20 protein-coding genes are annotated in these 17,982 nt (G+C 67.7%); 8 read left to right on the top strand and 12 right to left on the bottom strand.

Annotated features, from left to right (window positions below; translation table 11 throughout):
• The first annotated feature begins 25 nt into the window (after positions 1-25).
• Genes AABM41_07405 through AABM41_07395 form a run of 3 tightly spaced genes read left to right on the top strand, consistent with a single transcriptional unit; the run spans position 26 to position 2,279 of the window.
• The gene (locus tag AABM41_07405) at positions 26-793 is read left to right on the top strand and encodes an ABC transporter ATP-binding protein (GenBank protein MEK6192135.1); all 768 of its coding nucleotides are present in this window, start codon (positions 26-28) and stop codon (positions 791-793) included.
• Positions 794-796: 3 nt separating this feature from the next.
• A complete protein-coding gene (locus AABM41_07400; GenBank protein ID MEK6192134.1) occupies positions 797-1,891 on the top strand; it encodes an ABC transporter permease in 1,095 nt (364 codons plus the stop codon).
• A 16-nt stretch (positions 1,892-1,907) separates the two neighbouring features.
• Entirely contained in the window at positions 1,908-2,279 is a 372-nt protein-coding gene (locus tag AABM41_07395; protein ID MEK6192133.1) for a DUF4260 domain-containing protein, read from the top strand.
• 95 nt (positions 2,280-2,374) lie between these two features.
• Here AABM41_07395 and AABM41_07390 read toward each other — a convergent pair whose 3' ends face one another.
• From AABM41_07390 to AABM41_07375, 4 genes are all read right to left on the bottom strand, one after another.
• Positions 2,375-2,470 carry a hypothetical protein gene (locus tag AABM41_07390; protein MEK6192132.1) on the bottom strand — a complete coding sequence of 32 codons (96 nt, stop codon included), beginning with the start codon at positions 2,468-2,470 and terminating at the stop codon, positions 2,375-2,377.
• A gap of 14 nt (positions 2,471-2,484) precedes the next feature.
• Positions 2,485-3,024 (bottom strand): BON domain-containing protein, encoded by a 540-nt coding sequence (locus AABM41_07385; protein MEK6192131.1) that lies wholly within the window; start codon positions 3,022-3,024, stop codon positions 2,485-2,487.
• Positions 3,025-3,219: 195 nt separating this feature from the next.
• Positions 3,220-5,754 (bottom strand): HAD-IC family P-type ATPase, encoded by a 2,535-nt coding sequence (locus AABM41_07380; protein MEK6192130.1) that lies wholly within the window; start codon positions 5,752-5,754, stop codon positions 3,220-3,222.
• A gap of 41 nt (positions 5,755-5,795) precedes the next feature.
• A complete protein-coding gene (locus AABM41_07375) occupies positions 5,796-6,575 on the bottom strand; it encodes an SDR family oxidoreductase (protein ID MEK6192129.1) in 780 nt (259 codons plus the stop codon).
• Between the two features lie 257 nt (positions 6,576-6,832).
• On the opposite strand from AABM41_07375, the gene AABM41_07370 reads away from it, so the two are divergent.
• From AABM41_07370 to AABM41_07360, 3 genes are all read left to right on the top strand, one after another.
• Positions 6,833-7,393: a hypothetical protein gene (locus AABM41_07370; protein ID MEK6192128.1), complete on the top strand. Its 561-nt coding sequence runs from the start codon at positions 6,833-6,835 to the stop codon at positions 7,391-7,393.
• A 26-nt stretch (positions 7,394-7,419) separates the two neighbouring features.
• Positions 7,420-8,694 (top strand): acetyl-CoA hydrolase/transferase C-terminal domain-containing protein, encoded by a 1,275-nt coding sequence (locus AABM41_07365; protein MEK6192127.1) that lies wholly within the window; start codon positions 7,420-7,422, stop codon positions 8,692-8,694.
• 92 nt (positions 8,695-8,786) lie between these two features.
• The gene (locus AABM41_07360; protein MEK6192126.1) at positions 8,787-9,284 is read left to right on the top strand and encodes a GNAT family N-acetyltransferase; all 498 of its coding nucleotides are present in this window, start codon (positions 8,787-8,789) and stop codon (positions 9,282-9,284) included.
• Positions 9,285-9,416: 132 nt separating this feature from the next.
• Here the strand turns inward: AABM41_07360 and AABM41_07355 are convergent, their stop codons facing one another.
• From AABM41_07355 to AABM41_07330, 6 genes are all read right to left on the bottom strand, one after another.
• Positions 9,417-9,818 (bottom strand): universal stress protein, encoded by a 402-nt coding sequence (locus AABM41_07355; GenBank protein ID MEK6192125.1) that lies wholly within the window; start codon positions 9,816-9,818, stop codon positions 9,417-9,419.
• A 538-nt stretch (positions 9,819-10,356) separates the two neighbouring features.
• Positions 10,357-10,944 (bottom strand): DoxX family membrane protein, encoded by a 588-nt coding sequence (locus AABM41_07350; GenBank protein ID MEK6192124.1) that lies wholly within the window; start codon positions 10,942-10,944, stop codon positions 10,357-10,359.
• 130 nt (positions 10,945-11,074) lie between these two features.
• Positions 11,075-11,752: a response regulator transcription factor gene (locus AABM41_07345; GenBank protein ID MEK6192123.1), complete on the bottom strand. Its 678-nt coding sequence runs from the start codon at positions 11,750-11,752 to the stop codon at positions 11,075-11,077.
• On the bottom strand, positions 11,742-12,935 hold the full coding sequence (locus tag AABM41_07340; protein MEK6192122.1) for a GAF domain-containing sensor histidine kinase: 1,194 nt from the start codon (positions 12,933-12,935) through the stop codon (positions 11,742-11,744). The genes AABM41_07345 and AABM41_07340 overlap by 11 nt, the downstream gene beginning before the upstream one ends.
• Positions 12,936-12,957: 22 nt before the next feature.
• Positions 12,958-13,713 carry a glucose 1-dehydrogenase gene (locus tag AABM41_07335; protein ID MEK6192121.1) on the bottom strand — a complete coding sequence of 252 codons (756 nt, stop codon included), beginning with the start codon at positions 13,711-13,713 and terminating at the stop codon, positions 12,958-12,960.
• Positions 13,710-14,117, bottom strand: a complete 408-nt coding sequence (locus AABM41_07330) for a cupin domain-containing protein (protein ID MEK6192120.1) — start codon at positions 14,115-14,117, stop codon at positions 13,710-13,712. The genes AABM41_07335 and AABM41_07330 overlap by 4 nt, the downstream gene beginning before the upstream one ends.
• A gap of 397 nt (positions 14,118-14,514) precedes the next feature.
• Here AABM41_07330 and AABM41_07325 point away from each other — a divergent pair, with 397 nt between their 5' ends.
• Positions 14,515-15,048 carry a hypothetical protein gene (locus AABM41_07325; GenBank protein ID MEK6192119.1) on the top strand — a complete coding sequence of 178 codons (534 nt, stop codon included), beginning with the start codon at positions 14,515-14,517 and terminating at the stop codon, positions 15,046-15,048.
• Between the two features lie 15 nt (positions 15,049-15,063).
• Positions 15,064-16,425 carry a multicopper oxidase domain-containing protein gene (locus AABM41_07320; protein ID MEK6192118.1) on the top strand — a complete coding sequence of 454 codons (1,362 nt, stop codon included), beginning with the start codon at positions 15,064-15,066 and terminating at the stop codon, positions 16,423-16,425.
• 5 nt (positions 16,426-16,430) lie between these two features.
• Here the strand turns inward: AABM41_07320 and AABM41_07315 are convergent, their stop codons facing one another.
• A complete protein-coding gene (locus AABM41_07315; protein ID MEK6192117.1) occupies positions 16,431-16,859 on the bottom strand; it encodes a nitroreductase/quinone reductase family protein in 429 nt (142 codons plus the stop codon).
• A 259-nt stretch (positions 16,860-17,118) separates the two neighbouring features.
• Entirely contained in the window at positions 17,119-17,961 is an 843-nt protein-coding gene (locus tag AABM41_07310) for an energy-coupling factor transporter transmembrane component T (protein ID MEK6192116.1), read from the bottom strand.
• Positions 17,962-17,982 lie beyond the last annotated feature (21 nt).

Below are 17,982 nucleotides of genomic sequence, written 5' to 3'. Positions count from 1 at the left end.
CGACCTGAATTACCATCGGCCATCGATGCCCGTCGCCGAACCGATCATCGTCGCCCGCGACCTGCAGAAGTCCTATGGCTCCCTGCGCGCGGTTGACGGCGTCAGCTTCGAGGTCGCCGCAGGCGAGGTATTCGGGATACTGGGTCCCAACGGGGCGGGCAAGACGACGACCCTCGAAATGATCGAGGGCATGCGGTCCATCGACGGGGGCAGCGCGACCGTTGACGGGCTGGATGTCGCCTCGGATCCGCGGGCCGTCAAGGCCCGCATCGGTATCCAGCTTCAATCGTCCGCCTTCTTCGACGAGCTGAACCTGACCGAGCTGCTGGTCCTCTTCGGCCACCTGTACCACGTCACCGTCGACCCGGCGACGCTGCTGGCGGACGTCGAGCTGTCCGAGAAGGCGCGTAGCCAGGTCCGAACGCTATCCGGCGGGCAGAAGCAGCGGTTCAGCATCGCGGCGGCGCTCGTGAACGACCCACCGGTCCTGTTCCTGGACGAGCCGACCACCGGACTCGATCCCCAGGCCCGGCGCCACCTGTGGGGGGTCGTCAAGGGGCTGCGCGAGCGCGGCCACACGGTGATCCTCACGACCCACTACATGGAGGAGGCCGAGTACCTGTGCGACCGGGTCGCGATCATGGATGGCGGGAAGATCGTGGCCCTCGATTCGCCGGATGCGCTCGTGGGTTCCCTGCTTGGACGTGGGTTCACCAAGGAGCGGGTGGAGCGGCTGGCGAACCTGGAGGACGTGTTCATCGATCTCACCGGCCACGAGCTCCGCGAGGACTGACCGATGGCCCGACGGTTCGAGGTGCTCTGGCACCTGTTCGTGGCCTCGGGGAAGATGTTCATCCGCGACCGCACGGCCGTCTTCTTCAGCTTCTTCCTGCCCCTGGTGATCATGCTCATCTTCGGGGTCCTCAACTTCGGTGAAGCGGCCGAGCTGGATGTGGGGGTCGCGGATGAAGCCCAGAACTCGTCCAGCCAGACGCTGCAGGTCGCGCTCGAGCAGACCTCCGGCCTGGTGATCCACACCGGCAGCCTGACCGATGAATTGGCCGCGCTCGCGGAGGGCGACCGGGCGGCAGTCGTGCGGATCCGCGCCGGGTGGGAGTTGGTGCCCCCCGGGTCCTCGGGCTTTGAACCGCTGTCGGCCTACACCAGCCAGGCCCAGGCCGGCGAGGGGCACACCGCCGTGCTACTGGTGCACGCGGTCGTGGCCCAGGCCCTCGTCTCCGTCGATGGGGGCTCGCAGGAGCCACTGGTCGTGGTCGAGGAGGTTGCCGGGCGCAACCTGGGCTACATCGATTTCCTGGTGCCCGGGATCCTGGGCTTGACCGTCATGCAACTGGGCGTGTTCAGCGTGGCGTTCGGATTCGTCCAGCTCAAGCAGACCGGGACGCTTCGGCGGCTGTTCGCGACGCCGACTTCACCGACCTATTTCCTGGCGGCCCAGGTCAGCTCGCGGTTGGTCATCGCCCTGGTCCAGGTCCTGATCCTGCTCGGGGTGGGGCTCTTGTTCGGGGTTCAGCTGGTGGGCAGCGTCGCCGTGGTGCTGGCGCTCGCGGTGCTCGGCTCGGTCGTATTCCTGGGGATGGGCTTCGGAGTGGCGGGCTGGGCGAAGAACGAGAACCAGGCCGCACCGGTGGCCAACCTGATCAGCCTGCCCATGATGTTCTTGTCGGGCTCGTTCTTTCCCCGCGAAGCGATGCCCGAATTCCTGCAGGAGGTGACCCGGTTTCTGCCGCTCACCTACCTGAACAATGCGCTGCGGGCGGTCATCAACGACGGTGCCGGGTTGGACGTCATCGGGACCGATGTCATCGGCCTGGCCATCTGGGGGGTCATCACCTTCGTGATCGCCACGCGCCTGTTCCGCTGGGAGTGACGGAGCGACGCCCGAGATGAACGTGACCTGGATCCTGCGGATCGAATCGGCCGCGGTCGGGGTGCTGGGGATCGTTGCCTTCCTGACTCTCGGCGGGTCGCCGCTGGTGCTGATTCCAGCCCTCCTGGCGCCGGACCTGTCGATGCTCGGCTACGTGGCCGGTCCACGGCTCGGCGCGGTGACCTACAACCTGGTCCACAACTGGGCGCTGCCGGTGGGCCTCGCCCTGCTGGCGATCGCCATCGGACAGCTGTGGCCCTTGCTCGCGGCCACTGCCGTGGGGGCGCACGTCGGCTGGGATCGGGCCCTCGGCTACGGCCTCAAGCTGCCCACCGGGTTCAAGGACACCCACCTGGGTCGCATCGGCCGAGACCGAAGCGGGAGGTAAGGACCTATGGGGCCCGCCTGAATCACCTTGTCGACACGCGGGGTGATCGATTCGAGCAGGAGCATGCGATAACTGTGGCTAGGAGCACCTCCCTTTCAGCCGCCAATGCTGAGCTTGTCGTTCACCTGGGTGACACCGGGGGCGGACCATGCCGCGTCCTCGACCAGCTTTCGCTCGCTCCAGCTTTGCATCCTCCCCCTCAATGTCACCCTCCCTCGTCGGTCTGAATCGAGATCGCCGCCGCGTCGAGGGCAGCCGTGCGTTTCAATGCCTTTGTGATCTTCTTGCGCACCTCGAATGACTTAACCTGGGGCTTGATCGAGATCTGGTTGGTCAGCCCTCTGACGCCGGTGAGGTTGTGGACGTCGTGTTCCGCGGCCGTCTTCTGGAAGTACCAGTCGACCTCGCCCTTGAGGGTGACCCAGCCGTCCTCGACCTTGAGGGTGATCCGATCCTTGGGCACCACCGCATCGAACGCCAGACGCTGAAGCGCCCGGTTGGCGATCGCCTTATTCCCCCAGCGGTCATCGCCGCGCAGCTGGACCTCGATCTCCTCGACGATGGCCTTCACACCCCTGACGCGTTGGGCTGCCATTTCAGCGCTCCGCTTCTCCCAAAAGGTCTGCACGTGACCGCTGAGGGTCACCACGCCGTTCAATACCGCAACGCCGATTTGGCTGGCGTTGACCGATGGCTCCCAGGCCAGCTCATCGATCACTGACTGCTGAAGTTGTCGGTCGTTCACCGCTGTGCCTCCTGCGACGCAGGCGTGTCGCTCAACTCGACGGATGTCGTCCGGGACGCCGCTGTTGCGGCTCTGACTCTGGATCGACGAGGTCGGACTAACGAGTGCCGAACGGCTCGATCCCCCAGGGACGAGCGGCCTGAATGCACCTGCCGGGAGCCGATCCTCGCCCCTCCGACTTCCGGGCGACGGTGGTCAGGCGACCCAGCGACACCCGCGTCGGCGGATGATCTCAGCCAGGACCGCCGGCGCCAGGCCGATGACCGACACCAGCAACCACTCCATCATCGACAGCGGCGTGGCCCGGAATGCGTCGGCCAGCGGCGGGATGTAGGGAATGGCGGCCTGGAGCACGACCCAGGTGACGGCCATCCCGAGCAGGACCCCGTTGGGTCGGATTCGAACCAGCGATGCCCGCAGGCTGCGGTTGGCGTTGGCCCGGATGAGCTGGGCCACAACCAGGGTCGTGAACGCCAGCCAGGCGGCATGTGCAGCGGAGCCGGTGGCCGTGAGCACCAGGGCGAGCCCGGCGAGGGCGCTGAAGCCTCCCGCCACCGCAATGCCGGCCAAAAGGGCGCGGTCAATGAGCGGCTGTCCGCGGGGCAGTGGAGGCTGGGTCATGGAATCCGGCTCGTGCCCCTCGCGCTCGAACGCGACCGTCGCCGAGATGTCGATGAAGAACTCCATCCACAGAATCTGGATCGGAAGCAGCGGGGTGCTGAAACCAGCCAAAGTTGCGATGAGCACATAGCCCAGCAACGCGACGTGGGTGGAGAGCAGGAATACCAGGCCCTTCTGGACGTTCGCGATCATGCGCCGCCCTTCACGCAGCGCGTCCATCAGGGTCGCGAACGAGTCGTCGCCCAGGACGAGGTCGGCCGCCTCGCGAGCGACCGCCGTCCCGCTGCCCATGGCCACCGCTACGTCGGCCCGCTGCAGAGCCGGCGCATCGTTCACCCCGTCGCCGGTGACGGCCACGGTGCGCTTGGCGCGCGCCGCGGCCTGCACAAGGCGCAGTTTGTCGGCGGGCGTGGCGCGGGCCACGATGTGCAGGTCGCGCAGCTGACGAGCGAGCACCTCGTCGTCGAGGGCGGCGAGGTCCATGCCAGTCACGACCGAGTCGGCGGCGAGACCCGCCTCGCGCGCGATGGCGCGGGCCGTGGTCGGGTGGTCGCCGGTGACCATCACGACCTGGATGCCGGCCGCAGTAGCCATGGCCATCGCGGCCGGGATCTCGGCCCGCAGCGGGTCGGCGAAGACGATGGCAGCTTGGGCGTGCCACGGCTCGCCCTCCGAGCGAGAGGCCAAGAGCAGGAGGCGGCCGCCACGCGCGGCCTCGTCGGCCACGACCGCCTCCCAGGCGGCGATCTTCGTGTCATCACCACTCGTCCCCCAGGTGTCGCGAACGAGGCTGAGGACGGCCTCGGGCGCCCCCAGGACCCGTTCCCGGGGCGCGCTGCCGTCGAGGCACACGGTTCGCGCGTACGGCCGCTGATCGGTGGGGGCGTCCGCCTCCAGGAGTGCCGAGGCGTCCAGTTCGGGGACCGAGCCGATTCGCGCCAACTCGTCCCGAATGGCGCGCGCAAACGCCCCGGTGCGCCCGGTCGACTGCTGGTGCCATGCCTCGGCCTCGGCCCGCAGCGCATCACTCAGGGCGGCGTAGCGGTCGGATCCCGTGAGCTCCGCCACCGGAGTCCGGACCCGAACCACCGAGAGTTGGTTCGTGGTCAGGGTTCCCGTCTTGTCGGTCAGGATCAGGTCCACCGCGCCCAGCGTCTCTTGGGCGTTTAGGCGCCGCACCAGGACGTTGCGCTTAAGGAGTCGGTACGCGCCCAGGCCCAGGACGACGGCCAGCAAGACGGGTGGCTCTTCCGGAATGGCGGCAATCGCGGCCGCCACCCCGGCGATGAGGTTCTCGCCGAGCGGGTTGCCGCGCGCGAAGCCGAATCCGACGGTGATCGTCACCAGGCCGACCGCCACCGCGAGCATGATCCGGACCAATCTGGCCAGCTCGCGCTGCAGCGGCGACGGGAGTCGGTGCGGCGCGCCGAGGGATTCCGCGATCCTGCCGACCTCGGTCTGGGGGCCAATCGCGATCACGACCCCCTCGCCGCTCCCTCCCACGACGCAGGTGGCGGCAAATGCCATCGCGCGACGGTCGGCGAGCACCGCATCCGCTCGGTCGGGCGTGACGCCGGCCGGCTCCGGCAGGGATTCGCCGGTCAGTACGCTGCGGTCCAGGAGCAGCCCCCGCGATGCCACGACCCGTAGGTCGGCGGGCACGATGTCGCCGGAGGCCAGCAGCACGACATCGCCGGCCACGACCTCGCGGGCCGGGATCTGGAGCGGTTCCCCATCTCGGCGGACCCTGGCCCCCGGCGCGTTCGCGCGACGAAGGACCTCGAGCGCGCGCTCCGCTCGGAAGGTCGTCACCACGTCCGCGGCTACGATGGGGACGACCGCGATAAGAATGAGAATTCCGTCGCGCACCTCCCCCAACACGATGGCCACCGCTCCGGCACCGATCAGCATGAGCACGAATGCCTCGCGGAGCGCCTCCCACAAAGCGCGACGCAGGCTAGGACCTGGCACGCCCTCGAGCTCATTGGCCCCGAACTCGGCCAGGCGTAGGGATGCTTCGGCAGCCGATAGGCCCGTGCCGGGGTCGACCCCCAGGGCGGTGGCCACCTCGGCGGCCGGCGTGGAGTGGGCTCGATCGGCCGCCGTCATCGGCTCAGCCTAGTGCACCCTCCCGCGCCTCGCCGTGGCGCTCACTGCGCCGTCCACCCCCCATCGACGTAGACTTCCGAGCCGGTCATGTACGACGATCGATCGCTGGCTAGGAAGGTAATCACCTCGGCGACCTCATCCGATCGACCCATCCGGCCCATCGGTGTAGAGGACAGGATCAGCTGCTCGACATCCGTACCCTTGATCTGGGCCACCATGGGGGTATCAATGAACCCCGGATGGACCGAGTTCACGCGGATGCCCTCCTTCGCGTAGCGGATGGCCGCGTTCTTGGTCATCAGCCGCACCGCGCCCTTGCTGGCGTGGTAGGCCACCGACCCGCCGAAGCCGCCGACCGCTCCCAAGATGGAGCTGAGGTTGATGATCGACCCGCCGCCCCCCTTGCGCATGGAGGGGATGGCGGCACGCATGCCGAGCCAAACGCCGGTCTGGTTGATACCGATCAGCCGATTCCACCCCTCGAGGGTCTCCTGCTCAACGTCTGGGAAGGCCCCGATGCCGGCGTTGTTGACCAGGATGTCCAGGCGCCCGAACTCCTTGACCGTGTACGCGACGACTCTTCGCCAGGCAACCTCCTGCGACACGTCCAGATGCCGATAAGACGTCTTCAGGCCTTCGGCCTCCAGTTTCTTGGCCAGGGCTCGGCCGTCACCGTCGATCACGTCAGTCAGGACGACAGCCGCGCCCTGCCGGGCGAGGTCGCGGGCCGCGGCCGCGCCGATTCCGCGGGCCGCGGCCGCGCCGATTCCGCGGGCCGCGCCGGTCACCACTGCCACCCGACCCTTCAAGTCCTTGCCCATGGCTCCACTCCTGCCTATCTCGGGCCAATATCTGCTGCGAGCAGCATGTCACGACCCACCGCGCGACCGGTTGGGCCGTCCGGCCCCGCGAAAGGTGACCTCCGGCCCCTGCGCCCGCGTCGGCCGCACGCGATGATGCGCTCGACCCAGAGAGGTCGGAAGCCGAAAATCCGGAAGGAACGCTCGAAAGGGCAGGCCCTAAGGGATAGGTGGACGAAGATCTCTCCGGGTCGCTTCGTGTTCGACGAGGGAGGACGATGAAGACCGACAGGGACGAAGCACTCGCCCCACATGTGCCCGACCGGTTCGCCCTGGTCTGGATCGACGCCGAAGGCGCCCGCATCTTCCGCTGGCGCGAGAAGGTAACGGAGGCCCGAGTGCCGTCCGAGATTCCCGTTCACGAACGATCCACGCACCACGTGCGCCACGATCCGCGGGTCCGGCACGGCGGCGGCGGGAGCGGCGCCGACGACGCGGCACGGCATCGGACGGAACATGTCAGGCAGTTCCTCGCCCGAGTAGAAGCCGCACTCCTGGCGGAGGATGCGCTCGAGGTCCTCGGAACGGGAGAGCTCTGTCAACGCTTGGCGAGCCAAGTCCGCCGGCACGACCGTACTCATCATCGTGATCGGTCCGTCACCGTCGACCATTCAATGCGGCTGACGCGGCCTCAGCTCGTGGCGCGCCTGAAGGAGCGTGTGGGGCTCGAGTCCGTGCGTGGCGGCGTCGGCGCGTACCGGTGGACCGGCGACCTGCCGCACGAGCGCTCCGGTCGGGTCACCGGCCCGCGCCACGTCGTCCGCAAGCCACCGCGCTAGCCGTCGGGCACGGATAGTCTGGGAACATGCGGTTTGTCAGCCCGGGGGAAGCGGTCGCCTCGATCGGTGACCGGCACACCATCTTCGTCCAAGGCGGAGCGGCCACGCCGACGGCCCTGCTGGCAGCCCTGGCAGCCCGGGCGCCAGAGCTCGCGGATGTGACCACAGTCGGTCTGCACTTAGAGGGACCCTGCCCGCACCTGGAGCCCGGCATGGCCGGGCACATCCGGCACCGAGCCCTGTTCATCGGTCCCAATGCGCGGGACGCGGTGAACGAGGGCCGGGCGGACTACGTCCCGATCTTCCTGTCCGACATCCCGCACCTCTTCAGCCGCGGAATCCTGCCGCTCGACGCCGCGTTCATTAATGTCAGCCCGCCAGACGCCCACGGCTTCTGCTCGCTAGGCACCAGCGTCGACGCGTCGTTGGCTGCGGTGCAAAGTGCTCGAAGCGTCATTGCGCAGCTCAACCCGGCCATGCCGCGCACGCTGGGCGACAGCTTTGTCCACGTCAGTGAGATCGACGTGGCGGTTGAGGTGGATCAGCCGCCGCACGAGCATCCGGTCGCTGCTATCGGAGAGGTGGAGCGCCGGATCGGATCCTACGTCGCCGAACTCGTACCGGACGGCGCGACGCTCCAGCTCGGGATCGGCGCTATCCCCGCCGCGGTTGGTGAGGCCCTGCGCGGCAAGCGCGACCTCGGCATCCATACGGAGATGTTCACCGATACGGTGGTTGATCTCGTCGAGGCAGGCGCTCTGACCGGAGCGGCCAAGGAAATCAACCGCGGCAAGATCGTGTCGGCCTTCGTCCTCGGTACGCAGCGCGTGTACCGCTTCATCGACGACAACCCGATGGTCGAGATGCGCCCGGTCGACTACACCAACGACACGACCGTGATCCGTCGCTTCCGGCGCATGGTGGCCGTCAATTCGGCGATCGAGGTCGACCTCTCGGGCCAGGTGGTGGCCGACTCCATCGGTCGCCGTCTGTATTCGGGCGTGGGAGGCCAGATGGACTTCATTCGTGGAGCGGCGCTGGCAGAGGAGGGACGGGCCATCATCGCGCTGCCGTCCACCGCGGCGGGCGGTTCAGCCTCACGCATCGTGCCGAGCCTGCGCGAGGGAGCCGGCGTGGTGACGACGCGCGCCCATGTCCGCACCGTGGTGACGGAGTGGGGGGTGGCTGAGCTGTTCGGCCAGTCGTTGGCCGAGCGTGCTCACGCGCTGATCGCCATCGCCCACCCGGACTTTCGCGACGCGTTGAGGCAGGCCGCCCGTGGCCTGCACCTGGAGCCGTAGCGCGCACTCGTCGTCGGCACTGTGCCGGATGGCCCCTTGCGAGGGGACGCTCGGCACTCCTATGGACCGGCACCGCGGCGCACGATCAGCACATGGTTCGCGACGATATCCGCGTGCGTCGGGTCGCTGCTGGCGACGCGACCGAGCTGGAGCGCTTCTACACCGAACTCTCGGCTGACAGCCGCCAGCTGCGATTCCACGGCGCGTCATGCGGGATCAGCCACAAGCAGGCCGAAAAGTTCGCCGCAGCTGACCACCGGCGGCGCGACGGCTTCGTTGCCGTGGCCGGTGGACGGATCGTCGGTCACCTCGTCCTCGAGCCGATGGGCAGCGGAATTGAGGAGCTGGCGGTGGCGGTTGATGACCGCGTCCAGCATCATGGAGTGGGGACGCTGCTGATGGCGGCAGCCGTCGCCTCGGCGCGCCTTCGCGGTGTTCGGCGCATTGTCGCCTGGGTCAAGCCCGAGAACGGTGCGATGCAGCATCTGCTGACGTCCAGCCGCCACCCGCTCCGCGTCTGCTGGGAGGGATCTGTCGCGCGGTATGAGCTCGACGTGCCACGGGACTTGTCTGGCCGGGTGGCCGCATAGCCGCCGGACCAGGACCGTACCAACCCCTCGCCACGCCCCGCCCTCAGGCATCGGGACCGATGTCTGGTGCGTCCAACGGCCACGCGGCCGGCTCGCATCGAAGTGGACCGACCGCGTGGAAGTGGTTGTTCCTCAGCGGGTGATGAGGACCGTCGCCTTCGCGTGGGTCGCGACGTGCTCGGACACACTGCCCTGCAGCACTCTGCCCAGCGAGCCAAGGCCACGGCTCCCGAGGACGATGACGTCGTAGCCATCCTCCTCCGCAATCTGCTCGATTACGTGCGCAGGGCTGCCGCCTAGCTTGTGGAGCCGCGGTTCGATCCCAGCCTCCGTGAGGATTCGTTGCGCCTTTGCAAGCTGCTGCGTGTGAACGGCCGAGTCGTCCCATGGGTCGATCGGTGACCGGCCTGGATGGACAGGAACTACGCTTACGACTCCGATAGCGGCGCCAAATGCCTTTGCCAGGTCGATCGCCGTGGCCAGGGCGTGATCGGCGGGCTCCGTACCGTCGTATGCGACGAGGATCTTTTTCATCTCGGACTCCTTTCGATCAAGGGCTCGGCCAAACACCTCGTCTGGCGGGTGAGCCGGATCAGTCACGATGGTGGCTGAGGCGCCGGCTCAGCCAATAGGGCCAGAGGACCCGTTGCAGCAGGCCATCGGTCGGGACGCTCCACGGCGAAGGCGCGGCCCGGGGCTACTGAAGGGGCCCGACATGTTGAGCTTGCGAGGGGGGAAGGGAGCGTTTCGCGGAGGGAACTACCTCCCCGCCGCCATCGCCTGCACGAGCGCCGCTCCCCACAGTCGGGCGCGCTCCAACTCCGTGCACCGATGCGGCTGCCGAGCGACAACCCGAACGTGGAGACCGAGCTCTAGCACCTTCGGGGCCACAGAGCGCTGGTGCCCGGCACCCGAGGCCGATTCCCCTTCGCGGGCCATCCCGGCCCGGTCGGCGCTGGAGCAGGGTCCAGATCGCGAGGGTCCGAGGAGCGAAGCCGTCGGACCACCCATCCTCGGAGGACCGATGGCGCCCGTTGCCGGGCGCCATCTCCCCCAGGGGTAGGGTTGGGCGTCAGGCGGTGGCGGGTGACGGGGTCGTCGCCGGAGGGCTGATCGGCCGATACAGGTCGCCGGAAAGGAACCACCGGCGCAGTTCGGGTCCCACCCGCTGGCCGACGCTCCGGTCCAGACCGAAGAAGTTGCCCGATCCGATGTAGCCGAGGACGAAGGTGACCAGCGCGTAGGTCAAGTGCTGGTTCACGATCCCGAACTCGAAGTCCCAGGCCGCCACGAAGAAGAACAGCATCATCAACGTGCCCATGGCCGCCCCGAACCGGGTCAGCAAGCCCAGGATCAGGCTCACGCCGATCCCGATCTGGCCCCACGGCACCAAGAGGTTGATGACGGTCATCGCCGTCTCGTTGTCGGCCATACCGGCCCACAACGATTGCGTCGGGTTGAAGACGGTGCCCTCGGCGATCTCGCCGGTCACGAACGGCCAGCCCAGGCTGCCACCCGTGCCGAAGCCCAGGAACCCCGCGGCGGACCACTCTCCACCAGCGCCGATGACCTTCTCGAGCCCGGCCCACAGGAAGATGATCCCGACGCCGACCCGGAGTATCGCCACCCCGAGCTGATGCTTGCGATCGACGACTTGCATGCCTCCATGCCTCCTTCTGCCAAAAGAATCTTCGAGTTTCAGCCTATCTCAACTCCGATCGGATCCGAGGGCCGAAAGTCACCAAATCCGGGGACCCTCAGCCATCCCCGGCAGGCCGAAGTCAACGAGGTCAGGTTCGGTCGCCGCTGAGCCGGTGCTTGGCCACGAAGGCAGCCGCCTGTGCGCGCCGTTGCAGGTCCAGCTTGGACAGGATGCTGGACACGTAGTTCTTCACGGTCTTGTCGGACAGGAAGACTTCGGCCGCGATCTCCTTATTCGTCTTCCCATCCGCCACGAGGAACAGGATCTTCCGCTCTTGAGACGTGAGGCTGGCCAGCTCGTCCGCCATCTCGCCGGCCGCAACCCGACGCACACGCTCGAGGACGCGCTCGGTGACCGCTGGGTCGAGCAGGGAGTCGCCCCGACCGACCGACTCGAGCGCGGCGACCAGGTCCCGCCCGCGGATCTGCTTGAGGAGGTAGCCACTGGCGCCGGCTAGGATGGCGGCCAGCACCGCCTCCTCATCCGGGTAGCTGGTCAGCATCACGACCCGGGTTTCAGGCATCTCGGCCCGGATGTCGCGACAGGCCTCAATCCCCGTCCCGTCCGGCAGGCGGACGTCCATGATCACCAGGTCGGGCCGGAAGCGCCGGGCCGCGGCCAGGGCCTCGACCACCGTTCCGGCCTCGGCCACCACTTGGAATGCCGGCCGGCGGGCGAGCAGGGCCGCCAGGCCCTGGCGCACGACCTCGTGGTCATCGACCAGCAGCAGCCTGAGCGGCCCCTTGTTGGAGAGTTCAGTCGTCATCGGTCTTCGGCGCGTCTCCCGCGTGGAGCGGGAGGTCGACGATGATACGGGTGCCCGTTCCGGGCCTGGAGCGTACCGTGACCCGGCCCCCGAGGGCGGCCGCCCGGTCGCGGATGTTGGATAGCCCATGCTGTTGCCGGGTCCGACGACCGCGCGCATCGAACCCATGTCCATCGTCGGCGATCACCAGACGCAACGTTTCCCCGTGCACGGTGAGATGGACGAGAGCCCGCGTGGCGGCGGCATGGCGCTGCACGTTGCTCAGCCCCTCACGGACGATGGCCACCACGTCCGCGGCTGCCTCTGACTGAAGCAGGACCTCTTCGGCGACCTCGACACTCACGCTGGTCGTGCCCGTCCGGCGGACCTCGTCTGCCACCTCCCCCAATGCGCGCCGCAGATCCTCCGGAGCCGGCAGGGTCGGACGCAGGTCGTAGACGAATTCGCGGATGTCGCTGATCGCCGCCTGGAGGGCCTCGATCGCGCGGTCGACCCGGTCGCGAGCCTCGTCCGGTTCCTCGTCCATCAGATCGGGGAGGTCATCGAGCGTGAGGGTCACGGCATACAAGCGCTGGATCACGCCGTCGTGGAGGTCCCGCCCGATCCGGTCCCGCTCCGCGACCACGGCCAGCCGCCTCACCTGCTCGTGGAGACGGGCATTGTCGAGCGCGATCGCCGCATGCAGCGCGAAGCGCTCGACCAGCCGTTGGTCCTCGGCGCTGAACTCGTCCGAGCCGCGCTTGTTGGTGAGATAGAAGTTCCCTATTGCGGTGTCCCGCACGCGGACAGGAACGCCGAGGAAGCTCCGCATCGCAGGGTGGTGAGTAGGGAAGCCATGGCGTCTTGCATCGGAGTCGATATCGGGGATTCGAACCGATTGACTGTCTCGGATGATCAGTCCCAGCAGGCCGTGGCCCCGGGGTAGGGCGCCGATCTGCCGTCGGCGAGCTTCAGTGATTCCGCTGGTCACGAACCGCTCCAACAAGCCGTCCGCGCCGATGATGCCCAACGCGGCATACTCGGCGTCCGCAAGATCGCGGACGCGGTCGACGATGAGCTGAAGGACGGGCTCCAGGTCCAGGACGCCGGCGATGCTGCGCACCGCCGTGTCGAGGGCGTCACGCTCCCGGCGGGCCCGGTCGGCCCTAGCATCCAGGCGCGTTCGAGACCGAGCCGGCGGCACGCCCGAACGGTAGCAGGCCTGCCTACTGGGCCGTCCAGCCTCCGTCTGCGTACACCTCGGAGCCGGTCATGTAACTGGCTCCATCGCCGGCCATGAACGCGATGACGGTCGCGATCTCTTCCGAACGACCCCAGCGCCCCATCGGTGTATTGGACAGAATCGCCTGCTCCATGTCTGTCCCCTTGGCGGCCTCGACCATTGGGGTATCGATGAACCCCGGATGGATCGAGTTAACCCGTATCCCCTCCTTCGCATAGCGGATGGCGGCGTTCTTGGTCATCAGCCGTACGGCCCCTTTGCTGGCGTGATAGGCGACCGATCCACCGAAGCCGCCAACGGCCCCGAAGATCGACGACACATTGATGATCGAGCCGCTGCCCTGCGCGCGCATCTGCGGAATGACAGCCCGCATGCCCAGCCAGACCCCGATCTGGTTGATGTCGATCACCCGCCGGTACCCTTCGAGCGTCTCAGCCTCGACGTCTTCGAACGTGCCGATCCCCGCGTTATTCACCAGGATGTCGATTCGTCCGCTGCGGGCGATCACCTCGGCCACGGTGTCGCTCCACGCATCTTCATCGGCCACGTCGAGTTGCCGGTAGGAGGCCTTGTGTCCCGATTGGCGGAGCTCATCCGCCAGCGCCGTTCCCTCGGCGTCGAGGACGTCCGTGACAACCACCTCGGCCCCCAGCGCGGCCAGTTCACGGCAGGTCGCGGCCCCGATGCCGCGAGCCCCGCCGGTGACCAGCGCGACTCTGCCAGCGAGCGTCGAATTCATCGCGTCGACTCCTGGGCCGCCTCACCATGCTCAGCCGTGTCGGCATCCTCTTTGGTCTGATGCACCGTGCCGGGCGCATGCTGGGGCGGCGCGTACATCGTGATCAGGCGGAGCTGCTCCGGCCCGATGTTGACGAAGTTGTGGCGGGTTCCGGCGCGGACAAACACGAGATCGTTCGCGCGCAGCTGGCTCGTCTCGAGATCGAGTCGAGCCTCACCTTCGCCGTCGACGATGAGGATCACCTGATCGGTGTCCGGGTGGACTTCCTCGCCGATCTCGCCGCCAGGTGGGAGGGTCATGACCACCACCTGCTCGTGCTGCCCGGTAATGACCTCCCGACGGAAGGCCTCATTCGTTCGGGCGGCCTCAATGATGTCCACGCGGCTGCCTTGCTGGGTCTGCATCGGTTCTCCTTACTCCGTCCCGTTTCGATAACGGCCGCTGACGTACCTCTGGCCGGTGGCGGTCATTCTGCCGTCGAGCACGCGAGCCGCACGTCACGCTCGCGCGCGACCGTCACGAGTAGGTGGCAACTCAGGCATTCCTTCGCGCTGACGATGCCCCGCTGGGGGCATTTCACATTGCCACGGCTGACATCGCGTGTCGCCCCGGCGCACACAATCCAGATTGAACGGCTGCCACTGCCACGGCTTCTTGCCGAAAGAAGCTTGACCATCGGGGAACCTCCAACACTCGCAGTGTCACTCTGCCTGGAGCGCAGGTCATCGGCCGAACGGCCCACGCATTCAGGCCATTCGCACCTGCCCATTTCGCCCGCCCGCCATCAGCCTGTCCGGGACCATGACGACAAGGCTGTGGCAGGGCCCCGTCCGGTTGCGCGCGAGCGTGCCCGGCCAGATCTCTCCGGACGTTGCGGCCAGGCTACTCGGCCCGGAGGTAGCGGCATGGCTCGGGCAGCCCGCTGCCGACCCGCCGTTCGGGATGCGACGATTCGCCACCGACCTGCGCCTCGGACCGGACGACGGCGGTGTGCTGGCGACCCTCCACAAGGCGGCCTATATTGACCTCGGTGCCAGCCAGCAGGTGCGCGACGGACTCCGCGTCGAGATCAGTTGGCGGTCCGCCACGCTAGCGCCGCTGTTCCCCGTCTTCTCCGGCTGGCTGACCGTGGGACCAGGCGAGCTCCGTCTGGACGGGTACTACGCGCCGCCCGGCGGCGCAATCGGAATGGTGGCAGATCGGGCGTTGTTGCATCTCGCAGCCCGAGGCACCGCCCGCTGGCTGCTCCGTCAATTGCGCACGGCGGCCGCAGGGAGCGAGGCCCCCTCTGTGCGGGAGCCGGCTGATTCTCGCGACTCAATGCATCCAAGCTGAACTAGGAGAAGCCCAATGGGACGCCTCTTTGTCTACGCCGCGGCGGTGGTCAGCGTCGTGCTTTTGGCCCTGATCTACGTCATCCTGGCCGGGGGGTCGGGTGACGGAACAGCCGGGGCGAACCCGTCACCCGGCGGCAGCACGGGCGAGGGCGAGGTCCTTGGGACGATCGAAGTCCGCGCCTTCGACATTGGATTCGAGCCAGCGACGATCGACGTCGCGGAACCCGGCCGTTATACGGTCACCTTCGTCAATGACGGCGCCGTGCTCCACGACCTGACCTTCGCCGATGGCACCGTCCTCCTGGCTGAGGCAGGGCAGACCGGCACCGGTGAGGTCACCGTCCCTGAGGGCGGCATGACCTTCCTGTGCTCAGTGCCGGGCCACGCCGATGCGGGCATGACAGGCAGCGTGACGGTGGCCGGTGCCGGCGGCGACGACCACGGGGGACCGGCACCGGGCACCGATGTCGAGCCGGATCCCGACGCCCCCGACTACGTCCTCTATCCGCCCGAAGCCCCTGCCCGCGCGGAGGGGGAGGTCCATGACGTCGAGCTGGTCATCGAGGAGAAGACGATGACGGTGGCCCAGGGCGACGAGGGCGGCTTCGTGGTTGGGGTGTGGACGTTCAACGGCACCGTCCCCGGTCCGATCATCAGGGTCAAGGTCGGCGACACGATCCGCGTTCACCTCGTCAACCCGGAGACCAGCCAGCTCGGCCACTCGGTCGATTTCCACGCGTCGCAGGTGGCGTGGAACGACGAGATGACGACCATCAACCCCGGTGAGGAGAAGGTCTACGAGTGGACCGCCGAGTACGCCGGGGTCTGGATGTACCACTGCGGCACGTCCCCTGCCCTGCACCACATCGCGAACGGAATGTACGGGATGGTGATCGTGGAGCCGGCCGAGGGTCTGCCCGCGGTGGATGCCGAGTTCGCCATCGTCCAGAGCGAGTGGTACCTCGGGCCGCAAGGTGAGCCGGTGAGTCTCAGCAAGGCGGCGACCGGGAACCCGGCACCGGATTACGTGGTCTGGAATGGGGTTGCCAACCAGTACGCCGACAACCCGCTTCAGGTCCAGACCGGTGACCGGGTCCGGATCTTCGTCCTCAATGCCGGGCCGAACGTCGACTCGAGCTTCCACGTCGTGGGCACCATCTTCAGCAGTGTCATCAAGGAGGGAGTCCGGCTGACACCGGGCAACGAGGGCAACTTCGGGTCGCAGGCGGTGGACCTGTCACCAGCCCAGGGCGCGATCATCGAGATGGTCATGCCGGAGGACGGGCTGTACCCGATGGTGACCCACGCCTTCAACCTCGTCGGTCGCGGCGCGCTCGGCCTGTTCCAGGCCGGCGACGGTGATCCTTTGAACTGACCGATTCAGGCAGCCTTGCCTTCGAACAGCACCTCGATCAGCGGGCTGCGGCGCAAGAAGACTTCGAACCGATCCTCGGCCCGCCAGTTGCTGGTCACCGCTTCCATGACTCGCCGCCGCTCCGTCGGCTCGGTGATGGGACGGGCGACGGCCGGCAAATCGGCCTGGACCGGCCCCGTGAGGTGGAAGGTGAGGTGCGGATCGGCGACCAGGTTGGCGTACCAGTCGCGGCGGCCGGGCATGCCGCTGATGATGATCATCTCGTCTATGACGTGGAACACGAGCTCGATCCGCCGGGCCAAACCGGAACGACGTCCGGTGGTGGTGATGTCGATCCGGTGCGGTCGCGCCAGTGCGCGCTGGATGCGCTCGTCCAGCTGGGCGGTGCCCGAGATGGGCGGACGGCTAGGTTCGGGGTTGGGCTGGGAGGTCACGGTGTGGTCGTCTCGCTCTGAGTTGTAAAGCGCAACTCTAGCGCAGGTCGCCCACCACTGCTCCAGCCACGCCGGGAGCCGGCAAAAGCCTCCAGGGCGTAAAAACGCCCCGGAGGAACCTGGCGGGCCCTTTGATGCAATCTCTGGACTCGTCCGGCTCCTCCGGGACTCCTAGAGAATAGGGGACTCACGGAGCCCCGCCAAGCGCCTTATCCACGACTTTTTGCGGTTGGTTGCGGACTTATCCACGCCCCATCCACTACGGCACGAGGAACGGCAGCAGGTAATGCTCCGAATTGCCGGTGACGTTGAGGAAGGTCGCGACCAGCAAGAAGGCCGCAAATGCGCCGACTACTACCCGCGAAGCGGTGTCCATGTGCAGCGTGCGGTACCAGGTCCGCTTGCCGACTCCGAATGCGCGGAGATCCATGGCGTCGATCGTGTCCTCCGCGCCCGTCAGCGACCCGACGGTCACCGGCACGAAGAGAGGCGCGAGCCGTCGGAGCCGGGTCATGGGGCTGCCGCCGGCCCGGAGCGGGTCGAACCCGCGCACCCGCTGGGCATCGATCGTCTCCCCGAATTCGGTCGACAGCGTGGGAATGAACCGGACGGTCAGGTCGACCATGACCGGCATCCGGTCGCCGAGCCAAAGCTGCCGGAGCGCCGGACCCAGGTCGCCGGGAGCAATCGCGTAGGCCACCGGGAATCCCACCGCCGCAATCGCCCCGAACCGCAGGACCTGGGTCACGATGAGACTGATGCCCTCGGCCGACACCTCGGCCCCGAACGGCGCGAGGGTCAGCAGAACATGGGTTTCGGCGTCCGCGAATCCACCGGATCGCCCACCGGTGATGAGGGCGTTGATGGTTGCCACCGCACCGATCACGACCACCAGTAACAACCACTGGCGGCGGACCGCGCGCCAGGGGATGCCGGCCAACAGGTAGTAGCCGACGGCCGCTACCAGGATCAGGGCGAGATGGCGCGAGTCTCGAATCTGGGGAGCGCCGAGCACAAAGAAAAACGCCGCCAGGAGTATGGATCGGGGATCCCGGCGGGCGAGCCAGGATCCCCGACCCAGGTATGCGAACGCGGCCCGCATCGGTACGCGGGGCCGCGGCCG

The organism is Chloroflexota bacterium (genome assembly GCA_038040195.1).
Taxonomy (GTDB): domain Bacteria; phylum Chloroflexota; class Limnocylindria; order QHBO01; family QHBO01; genus DASTEQ01.
The sequence above is the reverse complement of the archived record's forward strand: the minus strand, read 5'-3'. Positions and strand labels throughout refer to the sequence as shown.